Source organism: Cupriavidus sp. 05N40 (assembly GCF_056397305.1).
In genome coordinates this window covers 1-1,321 of sequence record NZ_JBFTND010000437.1, presented here as the reverse complement: position 1 = coordinate 1,321, position 1,321 = coordinate 1, and the positions used below count along the sequence as shown (strand labels likewise).

2 protein-coding genes are annotated in these 1,321 nt (G+C 66.4%); both read right to left on the bottom strand.

What is annotated here, in order from left to right; genetic code table 11:
- Positions 1-157 precede the first annotated feature (157 nt).
- Positions 158-619: a peroxiredoxin gene (locus tag AC1DO7_RS41310; protein ID WP_441613342.1), complete on the bottom strand. Its 462-nt coding sequence runs from the start codon at positions 617-619 to the stop codon at positions 158-160.
- A 153-nt stretch (positions 620-772) separates the two neighbouring features.
- Positions 773-1,153, bottom strand: a complete 381-nt coding sequence (locus tag AC1DO7_RS41305) for an Mth938-like domain-containing protein (RefSeq protein WP_441613343.1) — start codon at positions 1,151-1,153, stop codon at positions 773-775.
- Positions 1,154-1,321: the final 168 nt, after the last annotated feature.

Genomic DNA, 1,321 nt, shown 5'->3' with positions numbered 1-1,321 from the left:
CGCCTGGGCCGGGACGATGAAACAGCGTGGCATCCGGATTCTGAACTCATTACGGATCAATGTATCCGAACGATTTCTGTTTTGCAATCGCTGGCAGGACCCGGGGGCCAAGGTGTTGCTGCGGCGATCCAGCCGCCGCCCCGAAGGGCGTTTGCGCTCAGAGATCCCGCACGATCTGCAGGACCTCGTCCACATGGTTGGGCACCTTGATGCCGCGCATGGCGTGGCGCAGGATGCCCTTGCCGTCGATGATGAAGGTGCTGCGCTCGATGCCGCGCACTTCCTTGCCATACATCTTTTTCATCTTGATGACATCGAACTGATTGCAGACGGCTTCGTCGCCGTCCGAGATCAGCTCGAAGGGGAGCTCCAGCTTGGCCTTGAAGTTGTCGTGCGACTTCATGCTGTCGCGCGAGATGCCGTACACCGCCGCGCCGGCCTTGACGAAGTCGTCGTGTTGGTCGCGGAAGTTCATGGCTTCGGTGGTGCAACCCGGCGTATTGTCCTTGGGGTAGAAATACAGCACCACGGTCTTGCCGCGCTGCCCGGCAAGGCGGAAAGCGCCGCCGGTGGCGGGCGCGCTGAAGTCGGATACGGCCTGGTCGAGACTGACTGTCATTCTTATGGCTCCTGGGAGGGGCAGGAAGGGGGCGGCTGCATGAGTGCTGCCACCATGGTGGCGGCAGATGGGGGCTGCCCGGCAAACTTCAAGCGTGGCGCCCGCGTAACTTGTCGTTTCGTCCCTGGGCGGGCGCATGGCGCCGGGCCGGCCTCAGGCCGGGTCTTCGAGCAGCAGCACGGCCGCCACCTTGCGGCCTTCCGCCATCAGGATGTTGTAGGTACGGCATGCGGCCTGCAGGTCCATGGCGTCGACCCCTACATGCCGGCGCGCCAGCGAGGCGGTCAGGCGCGGGTGCGGGAAGCGCAGGCGGCTGCCGGTGCCGAGCAGCACCACTTCGGGTGCGTGCTCGAGCAGCCCCTCGAAATGGGCCGGCTCGAGGTCTTCGAAGTGCCGTACCGGCCATGGCCGGACCTCGCCTTCGGGCATGACCAGCACGGAGTCCGTGTAGCGCACCATGTTGATTTCGATATAGCCGGGCCCGTAGGCGGTCACCGTATTGAGGGCATTGGGCTGGTCAGCGTGGAGTTTCAAGGGGAAACCTTTCGGGGCGGCGCCGGCGCGGGCGCGGCGGCGGGGCCGGGCCGCGCGGGGCGGGTTGAGGGCAGTGTCGGTGGCAGCGGGCGGGTACTGCAGGCCGGCCGGCAGGGCAGGCCGCGCCGCGCGCGGCGGCTGCCGGCGGCATACGCTGCAATGCAAGAA